This is a genomic window from Pseudomonas sp. AK-TSAG1-1 (assembly GCF_056821665.1).
Map to the genome: position 1 here is coordinate 4,245,891 of NZ_CM165965.1, position 9,110 is coordinate 4,255,000.

Annotated in this window: 8 protein-coding genes and 2 rRNA genes (1 of these 10 only partly in view); 5 read left to right on the forward strand and 5 right to left on the reverse strand. The window is 56.5% G+C overall.

Annotated elements, in window-relative coordinates:
- Positions 1–18 precede the first annotated feature (18 nt).
- Together AC1UK9_RS19075 and AC1UK9_RS19080 are read right to left on the reverse strand one after the other, a co-directional pair.
- Positions 19–819: an aminoglycoside phosphotransferase family protein gene (locus tag AC1UK9_RS19075; protein ID WP_482580501.1), complete on the reverse strand. Its 801-nt coding sequence runs from the start codon at positions 817–819 to the stop codon at positions 19–21.
- Between the two features lie 7 nt (positions 820–826).
- Positions 827–1,315 (reverse strand): SRPBCC family protein, encoded by a 489-nt coding sequence (locus tag AC1UK9_RS19080; protein WP_025111040.1) that lies wholly within the window; start codon positions 1,313–1,315, stop codon positions 827–829.
- Between the two features lie 197 nt (positions 1,316–1,512).
- Between AC1UK9_RS19080 and AC1UK9_RS19085 the strand changes: the two genes are divergently transcribed.
- The 5 genes from AC1UK9_RS19085 (at position 1,513) to AC1UK9_RS19105 (ending at position 4,555) form a co-directional block, all read left to right on the forward strand.
- Positions 1,513–2,433, forward strand: a complete 921-nt coding sequence (locus tag AC1UK9_RS19085) for an ADP-ribosylglycohydrolase family protein (RefSeq protein ID WP_482578291.1) — start codon at positions 1,513–1,515, stop codon at positions 2,431–2,433.
- A gap of 56 nt (positions 2,434–2,489) precedes the next feature.
- Positions 2,490–2,894 carry a lysozyme inhibitor LprI family protein gene (locus AC1UK9_RS19090; protein WP_482578292.1) on the forward strand — a complete coding sequence of 135 codons (405 nt, stop codon included), beginning with the start codon at positions 2,490–2,492 and terminating at the stop codon, positions 2,892–2,894.
- A gap of 86 nt (positions 2,895–2,980) precedes the next feature.
- Positions 2,981–3,586 carry a DUF2975 domain-containing protein gene (locus tag AC1UK9_RS19095; protein WP_049828010.1) on the forward strand — a complete coding sequence of 202 codons (606 nt, stop codon included), beginning with the start codon at positions 2,981–2,983 and terminating at the stop codon, positions 3,584–3,586.
- 9 nt (positions 3,587–3,595) lie between these two features.
- The gene (locus AC1UK9_RS19100; RefSeq protein WP_025111037.1) at positions 3,596–3,802 is read left to right on the forward strand and encodes a helix-turn-helix domain-containing protein; all 207 of its coding nucleotides are present in this window, start codon (positions 3,596–3,598) and stop codon (positions 3,800–3,802) included.
- Between the two features lie 81 nt (positions 3,803–3,883).
- Positions 3,884–4,555, forward strand: a complete 672-nt coding sequence (locus AC1UK9_RS19105) for a hypothetical protein (RefSeq protein WP_482578293.1) — start codon at positions 3,884–3,886, stop codon at positions 4,553–4,555.
- A 106-nt stretch (positions 4,556–4,661) separates the two neighbouring features.
- Here AC1UK9_RS19105 and mrdA read toward each other — a convergent pair whose 3' ends face one another.
- The 3 genes from mrdA to AC1UK9_RS19120 all read right to left on the reverse strand — a co-directional run.
- Positions 4,662–6,554: a penicillin-binding protein 2 gene (gene mrdA / locus AC1UK9_RS19110; protein WP_482578294.1), complete on the reverse strand. Its 1,893-nt coding sequence runs from the start codon at positions 6,552–6,554 to the stop codon at positions 4,662–4,664.
- 246 nt (positions 6,555–6,800) lie between these two features.
- Positions 6,801–6,916 (reverse strand): 5S ribosomal RNA (gene rrf / locus AC1UK9_RS19115).
- Positions 6,917–7,075: 159 nt separating this feature from the next.
- Positions 7,076–9,110 (reverse strand): 23S ribosomal RNA (locus AC1UK9_RS19120); it runs 857 nt beyond the window's last position.

Genomic DNA, 9,110 nt, shown 5'->3' on the forward strand with positions numbered 1-9,110 from the left:
CGAAAACCCTTACGCCTGTCAGCCTTCAAGCAGCAAAGCCGCGATGTGCGCGACGCTCAGCTGCCCAGTGGCCTGTTCCTGCCGGTCATCCTCCAAAAACCAGGCGGCAGACAATCCGGCGAACGCCAGCACCCATTGCAGCAACCGTCGGCGATCCAGCTTGGCCACTTCGACAATCACCTCAACCTGTCGCCGGACACGCTCCGGGTCGGCAGCCGTCGGCAGATCCGGGTTGCAGATCAGGTTCGCGTAATCAAAACCGCGCTCACCGCGCACCCGCTTGGGATCGATCGCCAGCCAGCCGCGAGTACCGAAATCGAGGACATTGTCGTGGTGCATATCACCGTGCAGCACCACTATGTCTTGCGGGTCAGCGAGCAACGCTTCAGCCGCTTGCAGGCTCACGGCATAAGCGCCGCCATGTTCGGCGGCGGCCATTCGCAGTGAGGCGAACCACGGCGCCAGCTCCACCAGCGGCGGTGGCGGTGTCGGACGCGGTGCATGCAGGTGCGCCAGCGCCGTGCACATGATCCGTGTGGCGGTGTCGTCTTCACCATTGAGCGCCATGTGCATCAGCGAACGCCGGCCCATGGCCCGTTCCAGCAGCAAACCGTCCTCGTGATGAGCCAGCACCTGCGCGGCGCCATCACCGTCCCACCAGGTCATCAGCCGATTGCCGTACTTTTCGTCGGTATCCAGCGCGATCTTGAGCATGGCCGGTGCATCGGCAAAACGCACCGGTAACAGGCGGCTGCCCGGGGTGATGATCGGCTCACCGTCCGGCACCAGCGCCCAGCGTTGCAGCCACGGTTCGAACATGGCGTTATCAGTCACCGTCACGCTCGCGGGTCTTGGCGCTTTCGGCGAGAAACTGTTCAAGTCGACTCAGTTGTTCCTCCCAGCCACGGCTGTCCATGTAATACGCCTCTTTCTGCCGCACATCGGGAATATGCGCAAAACCGGATTCGGACACCTTGAGCAATGTGCCGCCCTCGTAATCCTGCAGCTCGAACTTGACCAGTGTCGTCGGCTCCTGGGAGTAATCGATTTTCGGATTGACCGCGTACGGGTGCCAGCGAAACGAGAACAACTGCTGCGGCTCGACCCGCTCGACCAGCACGTTCCACAGGACATGTTCATAACCCGGGTACGTGACCTGCCCTTGCGTCCATTCGCCGGCAATGAACCGCCTGCCCTCCAGCGCCACACCAAACCACTGGCCAAACGCCTCGGCATCGACCAATGCGCGCCAGACATAAGAACGCGGCGCCTTGAGCGTGATTTTGCGTTCGAAACTATTGGGTACTGGTTTCATAAGTCACCTCCTGTTCTGAACAGTAGGCTTGTATGACCACATGTCCAACCTGAAGTTGTATCAAAGGGCTGCGCCTGTTCAGTCCAAAGGAAACATTCGGCGGCATTTCTGATCGTTGAAAGAGTGAATGACTGACGCATCCCTCCCAGTGAACCTGCTACCTTTTCCAGCGAAACGGAAACAAACAAGGACGAAGCATGCAGCCCTCCCTATCAGAACGTTATCGCGGCGCCCTGCTCGGCCTGGCTTGCGGCGACGCCGTTGGCACCACGGTGGAGTTCAAACCGCGAGGCTCATTCCAGCCGCTGACAGACATGGTCGGCGGAGGCCCCTTTCACTTGAAGCCTGGGCAATGGACGGATGACACCTCGATGGCGCTGTGCCTCGCAGAGAGTCTGCTGACCAAAAACACATTCGATGCGGCGGATCAGATGGGACGCTATCTGAACTGGTGGCAATGGGGATATCTCAGCTCGACGGGGGATTGTTTCGATATTGGCATGACCGTCAGTCAGGCACTGTCGCAGTACCAGCAAACCGGTCAGCCCTTTGCTGGATCAACCGACCCGTTTACCGCCGGCAACGGCTCGCTGATGCGGTTGGCGCCAGTGGTGCTGTTTTTCTTTCCTGTCGTCCAGCAAATCCGCCAGTTCGCCAGCGACAGTTCGCGGACAACCCACGCGGCCCCTGAAGCCATCGAATGCTGTCAATTGTTTGCCGAACTGATCGCCAACGCGCTGCTCGGCGCCTCCAAAATCGAGTTGTACAGACTGCCGCTCTCAACCTTTACTCAACCTAAAGTTGCCGCAATTGCTCGAGGAGATTATCTGGCCAAATCAGTCACTGAAATCCGTGGCAGCGGCTACAGCGTTGAGTCATTGGAAGCCGCGCTGTGGTGTTTTCATCACACCGACAGTTTCGCAGCAGCGATTCTGCAAGCCGCCAACCTGGGCGATGATGCCGACACCACTGCCGCAATCGTCGGTCAATTGGCCGGGGCCTATTATGGCGTTCGGGCGATTCCCGCCCACTGGCTGGAAATGCTCCATGACGGCGAGGAGATTGCAGCCACCGCAGATCGCCTGCTCGAAGCCTCCCGGCTGCGCGTTCCTGAATAGAAGCACCACAGCCGCTAAACTGCTCTGCACTTTCATCCGACACAGTGAGATTACCCATGTCCCCACGCCTGCTCATGGCCTTGACACCCTTCCTGCTCACGCCTATCGCCCACGCCGCCGTCGACTGCGCCAATGCCAGCGATCAGACCACCATGAACCAGTGTGCCGGGCAGGAATTCAAGGCGGCGGACAAGGAGTTGAACGCGGTGTATCAGCAGATCACCGGTCGGTTGAAGGACAACGCCGACGCCAGAAAGCTGCTAGTGAGTGCACAGCGGGCGTGGATCGAATTTCGTGATGCCGAATGCAAGTTTTCGGCGTCCGGGGTAGACGGCGGGAGCGTTTATCCGTTGATTTACAGCAACTGCCTGACCGGGGTGACCAAGGTGCGGGTCGAGGCCCTGAAGCAGTATTTGAAGTGTGAGGAAGGTGACATGAGTTGCCCGGTGCCTGGGGCCTGATTTTGTAGTGGTTCAAAATTAATTATTGTTATTCGATAATTTATCATCGAGAATTCGCTACCCAATTGAAACAACCAGGAATTCTCATGAGTACTCACATCAACGGATTGGCGCTGCAGCGCATGCATTGGATCGGGCTGCTGGCAGCGATTCTTGTCTGGGTTCTGGGTGTGACGGAGGTCGGCGGCAACGCGACGATCTGGTTCTTCAAAAAGGATGAAATGCTCGCGGGCCTGCTCTATGCCTTTGCTGAAGGCTCACCGCAATTGCTTGACCCGTTTGTCGAGGGCGCGCTGCTTGATCCTGCGACCTGGCTGTCGTCGACGGTCACTGCGCTGATCGTTCTTCTGGACTTCCTGCCCGTTGCTCTGTCGGGCTACGCGTTATGGCTGACGGGGCTGTTTTTCCTGCGCTTGTCGCGCGGCGAAACCTGGACCGACCGCAACATCAGGGTCCTGTGGCGAGTGGGCATACTGTGCATCGTTTCTCCGGCAGCCTATCCGCTGGTAGAGACCTTGCAAGGTCTGGCGCTGTCGATAGATCTGCCGCCGGGGGATCGGATTTTTCAGTTCTCGATCGGCCTGTCTTCCGCTTCTGCCTACGAGATAATCAAAGGCGTATTGCTCTGCATATTTTCAATTATCATGCGTGACGCAAAAGTACTCAGCGATGAGCAAAGTCAATACATATAGAACAATATAATGACCATTATCGTCCGCCTTGACGTTGTCATGGCCACGCAAAAAATTCGCTCGAAAGAGTTAGCCGCCCTGCTGGGCATCACCGAGGCCAACCTGTCATTGCTGAAGAATGGCAAGGTCAAGGGCGTGAAAATGGCCACGCTCGACAAACTCTGCGCAGCGCTCAATTGCCAGCCAGGCGATCTGCTGGAATACCAGAAAGACTGAGCCTTGCCGGCCACGAGTTATTTGTCGCGCGCCTCATCCGTTTAACTTCTATTCAATCCTTAGTTGCAAGGCGTCTTTGTCATGTCCCGTTATTTGTTCTGCGTCCTGTTAATGCTCACCGCGTTGCTTGGCGGCTGCGCCACGCAAATAGACGTAGCACTCAATGCAATACCTGATCCGGACTATCAGTTCGACCGAAAGGCAACAGTACTTGTGACCTCGGCGAGCGCCGCCGATGAGAATGCACTCAATGCCCGCTACTATCTTCGTGATATGGTCAACGCACTGAAAGACCTGGGCTTCCTGGAGGTTTATACCGACGCCAGCCTGCCCAGGAACCACGCGCCGATCAAAATGACCATCACGCTCGACATTGGTAGCCGGCAGGTGTCTTACCGCTATACCGCGACCGACTATGGGCAAGTGCCAACCAGCACTTCGACCGTGTGCAAGAACACCAAGAAAAAAGATGACCGACTGACCTGCACCAGTACCCCCAATACCACTTATGGCCCGGTGGGCACCTCTGAGCGAATCGGTTACACCACCCTCAGCACCTTCATTGCCACCGCCCGCGATGAGGCGAGCAAACGCACGGTGTATCTGCTGCGGGCGTCGTCTTATAACGAGGACTGCCAGGCAGCCAAGGTCGAAGCCTTTCTGGTGGAGCAAGGTCTGCAGAACCTGAACTTCCACAACCGTGTGCAACGCAACTACAGCATCACAATGCCTGAGGGTTACAGCTGCAAATAGTCCGTTGCAGAATGAAAGCGCATCGATGCGCAAGCTGAGTCACCGATAACGAGTTTCACAGCACATGCTCAGCCCGCGTGAGCCTGTGCTGTGAAGCTTTTTGCGGCTACACGTGCGGATCACCGGGTGGCTTGGCCGGCGCCGCATATTGCGGCTTGAGGTGGCCATCCTGATCCAGTAGCCAGGCGTCCATGATCTGCCGCACCACAGGACCCGCCACCCGACCACCGGCCTCACCGTTTTCGATCATCACCGAAATGGCGATCGTCGGATGCTCTGCCGGCGCGAAGCCGACGAACAAGGCGTTGTCCCGGTGCCGTTCGAGGGTTTTCTCGCGGTTGTAGCGCTCGCCCTGCTTGATCGCCACCACTTGCGCGGTACCACTCTTGCCGGCAATGCGGTATTGCGCCCCGGCCGCAGCGGCGCGAGCAATACCCCGGGCATCGTGCATCACCATCTGCATGCCGTGGTTGACCTGATCCCAGTCACGCGGATTCTTCAGCAGGATGTTGGGCATTGGATGTTCGTCGACCGGTGCCACACCATCGACGGTCTTGGCCAGGTGTGGACGGTTCCATACACCCTTGTTGGCAATCAGCGCAGTCGCCTGGGCCAACTGTAGCGGCGTGACCTGCATGTAGCCCTGGCCGATGCCGAGAATGACCGTTTCACCTGGGAACCACGCCTGACGGCGCGTGGCGCGCTTCCAAGCCTGCGACGGCATCAAACCGGGCGACTCTTCGAACATGTCGAGCGAGACTTTTTCACCGAGACCGAACATGGCCATGTAGTCGTGCAACCGATCAATGCCGAGCTTGTGCGCGAGGTCGTAGAAGTAGGTGTCGTTGGAACGCATGATCGCCGCGTCCATGTCCACCCAGCCGTCGCCGCTATGGTTCCAGTTACGGTACTTGTGATCGAAGTCCGGGAGTTGGTAGTAGCCCGGATCGAAGACACGGGTCTGCGGGGTGACCACGCCGGCATCGAGGCCTGCAATCGCCACCTCAGGCTTGATGGTCGAACCCGGTGCGTACAAACCGCGCAGCACTCGGTTGAACAACGGTCGGTCGATGGAATCGCGCAGCGCCGAGTACTCCTTGGAGCTGATGCCGGTGACGAACAGATTCGGGTCGAAACTCGGGTTGCTGACCATCGCCAGCACTTCGCCGGTGGCCGGATCGAGCGCCACCACCGAACCACGGCGGTCGCCCAGTGCCGCTTCGGCAGCCTCCTGCAGTTTGACGTCGAGGCTCAGCACGATATTTTTGCCTGGAACCGGATCGGTGTGCTTGAGCACTCGCAGCACTCGGCCCTGAGCGTTGGTCTCGACCTCTTCATAGCCAACATGGCCGTGCAACTGCGCTTCGTAGAAGCGTTCGATGCCGGTTTTGCCGATAGATTGCGTACCGCGGTATTCGACCGAATCCAGAGTTTTGGACTCTTTCTCGTTGATCCGGCCGACGTAACCGATCGAATGCGCGAAGTGCGGCCCCAGCGGGTAATGCCGAACGAACTGCGGCTCGACATCCAGGCCAGGCAAGCGGAACTCGTTAACCGCTAACACAGCGATCTGTTCTTCCGTCAGCTCGTAGAACAGCGTCACCGGGGTGAATGGGTGACGGGACTGCTTCATGGCCTTATCGAAAACGCCACGATCTTCTGCCGGCAGATGCAGGAGATTGATGACCTCGTCCAGCTCCTGGTTGACGTCAGTGGCGCGTTCGCGGGTGATGATAAGGTTGTAACTGGGGCGGTTGTCGGCGAGCAGTACGCCGTTGCGATCATAGATCAGGCCGCGAGTCGGCGGGATCGGCAAGACGTGGACGCGGTTGTTTTCGGAGATGGTCGAGTGATAGTCGTATTCAACCACTTGCAGGATGTACAAGCGCACCACCAGCGCACAGCTGATAGCAAAGACGAACAGAGCGCAGGCGATCAACCGCTTGTTGACCAAGCGCTTCTCTTTTTCGTGATCCTTGATCGGGATGGGTTCTGGCATTTCTACAGCAACTCTTCGACAAAAAATGAGTGCCTGTCCGTGGGCATGACATCAGTCCGTTAAAAACGAGCTGCACCATACCAAAAACCGGGCGGTCACTTCAGAAGGTTTTTCCCCAGTGGCTGTCCCGGCGACGGCTGGAACGCCCGCACCTCAGTCGTAGCGCCTTGTGTGGCGAAGCAAATCACTTTCCTGCGGGCAAAACAAAACCCCAACTGCTTTCGCAATTGGGGTTTCGGAATTTAATCTTGACGATGACCTACTCTCACATGGGGAAACCCCACACTACCATCGGCGATGCATCGTTTCACTTCTGAGTTCGGGATGGGATCAGGTGGTTCCAACGCTCTATGGTCGTCAAGAAATTCGGTGTGCCGACTCGTCTTTCGACGCTTCAGCAAATTGGGTATGCGATAGTTTGTGTGTTTCTCTCGAACTTTCGGTTCGTTTCGTCTTCACACACCGCAATCTGGTGACCTTTCGCTTTTCAGCTCAAAGCCTGCAAATTGCTTGGGTGTTATATGGTCAAGCCTCACGGGCAATTAGTATTGGTTAGCTCAACGCCTCACAGCGCTTACACACCCAACCTATCAACGTCGTAGTCTTCGACGGCCCTTCAGGGAACTCAAGGTTCCAGTGAGATCTCATCTTGAGGCAAGTTTCCCGCTTAGATGCTTTCAGCGGTTATCTTTCCCGAACATAGCTACCCGGCAATGCCACTGGCGTGACAACCGGAACACCAGAGGTTCGTCCACTCCGGTCCTCTCGTACTAGGAGCAGCCCCTCTCAAATCTCAAACGTCCACGGCAGATAGGGACCGAACTGTCTCACGACGTTCTAAACCCAGCTCGCGTACCACTTTAAATGGCGAACAGCCATACCCTTGGGACCGGCTTCAGCCCCAGGATGTGATGAGCCGACATCGAGGTGCCAAACACCGCCGTCGATATGAACTCTTGGGCGGTATCAGCCTGTTATCCCCGGAGTACCTTTTATCCGTTGAGCGATGGCCCTTCCATACAGAACCACCGGATCACTAAGACCTACTTTCGTACCTGCTCGACGTGTCTGTCTCGCAGTCAAGCGCGCTTTTGCCTTTATACTCTACGACCGATTTCCGACCGGTCTGAGCGCACCTTCGTACTCCTCCGTTACTCTTTAGGAGGAGACCGCCCCAGTCAAACTACCCACCATACACTGTCCTCGATCCGGATAACGGACCTGAGTTAGAACCTCAAAGTTGCCAGGGTGGTATTTCAAGGATGGCTCCACACGAACTGGCGTCCACGCTTCAAAGCCTCCCACCTATCCTACACAAGCAAATTCAAAGTCCAGTGCAAAGCTATAGTAAAGGTTCACGGGGTCTTTCCGTCTAGCCGCGGATACACTGCATCTTCACAGCGATTTCAATTTCACTGAGTCTCGGGTGGAGACAGCGCCGCCATCGTTACGCCATTCGTGCAGGTCGGAACTTACCCGACAAGGAATTTCGCTACCTTAGGACCGTTATAGTTACGGCCGCCGTTTACCGGGGCTTCGATCAAGAGCTTCGCGTTAGCTAACCCCATCAATTAACCTTCCGGCACCGGGCAGGCGTCACACCCTATACGTCCACTTTCGTGTTTGCAGAGTGCTGTGTTTTTAATAAACAGTCGCAGCGGCCTGGTATCTTCGACCGGCATGAGCTTACGGAGCAAGTCCTTCACCCTCACCGGCGCACCTTCTCCCGAAGTTACGGTGCCATTTTGCCTAGTTCCTTCACCCGAGTTCTCTCAAGCGCCTTGGTATTCTCTACCCAACCACCTGTGTCGGTTTGGGGTACGGTTCCTGGTTACCTGAAGCTTAGAAGCTTTTCTTGGAAGCATGGCATCAACCACTTCGTCACCCAAAGGGTAACTCGTCATCAGCTCTCGGCCTTAAGATCCCGGATTTACCTAAGATCTCAGCCTACCACCTTAAACTTGGACAACCAACGCCAAGCTGGCCTAGCCTTCTCCGTCCCTCCATCGCAATAACCAGAAGTACAGGAATATTAACCTGTTTTCCATCGACTACGCTTTTCAGCCTCGCCTTAGGGACCGACTAACCCTGCGTCGATTAACGTTGCGCAGGAAACCTTGGTCTTTCGGCGTGGGTGTTTTTCACACCCATTGTCGTTACTCATGTCAGCATTCGCACTTCTGATACCTCCAGCAAGCTTCTCAACTCACCTTCACAGGCTTACAGAACGCTCCTCTACCGCATCACTTGCGTGATACCCGTAGCTTCGGTGTATGGTTTGAGCCCCGTTACATCTTCCGCGCAGGCCGACTCGACTAGTGAGCTATTACGCTTTCTTTAAAGGGTGGCTGCTTCTAAGCCAACCTCCTAGCTGTCTAAGCCTTCCCACATCGTTTCCCACTTAACCATAACTTTGGGACCTTAGCTGACGGTCTGGGTTGTTTCCCTTTTCACGACGGACGTTAGCACCCGCCGTGTGTCTCCCATGCTCGGCACTTGTAGGTATTCGGAGTTTGCATCGGTTTGGTAAGTCGGGATGACCCCCTAGCCGAAACA

What these genes read in the sequence shown, in the direction of transcription:
- AC1UK9_RS19075 (WP_482580501.1), bottom strand. Translation starts at nt 819, where the DNA reads ATGTTCGAACCGTGGCTGCAACGCTGGGCGCTGGTGCCGGACGGTGAG.
- AC1UK9_RS19080 (WP_025111040.1), bottom strand. Translation starts at nt 1,315, where the DNA reads ATGAAACCAGTACCCAATAGTTTCGAACGCAAAATCACGCTCAAGGCG.
- AC1UK9_RS19100 (WP_025111037.1), top strand. Translation starts at nt 3,596, where the DNA reads ATGACCATTATCGTCCGCCTTGACGTTGTCATGGCCACGCAAAAAATT.
- AC1UK9_RS19085 (WP_482578291.1), top strand. Translation starts at nt 1,513, where the DNA reads ATGCAGCCCTCCCTATCAGAACGTTATCGCGGCGCCCTGCTCGGCCTG.
- AC1UK9_RS19090 (WP_482578292.1), top strand. Translation starts at nt 2,490, where the DNA reads ATGTCCCCACGCCTGCTCATGGCCTTGACACCCTTCCTGCTCACGCCT.
- AC1UK9_RS19095 (WP_049828010.1), top strand. Translation starts at nt 2,981, where the DNA reads ATGAGTACTCACATCAACGGATTGGCGCTGCAGCGCATGCATTGGATC.
- mrdA (WP_482578294.1), bottom strand. Translation starts at nt 6,554, where the DNA reads ATGCCAGAACCCATCCCGATCAAGGATCACGAAAAAGAGAAGCGCTTG.
- AC1UK9_RS19105 (WP_482578293.1), top strand. Translation starts at nt 3,884, where the DNA reads ATGTCCCGTTATTTGTTCTGCGTCCTGTTAATGCTCACCGCGTTGCTT.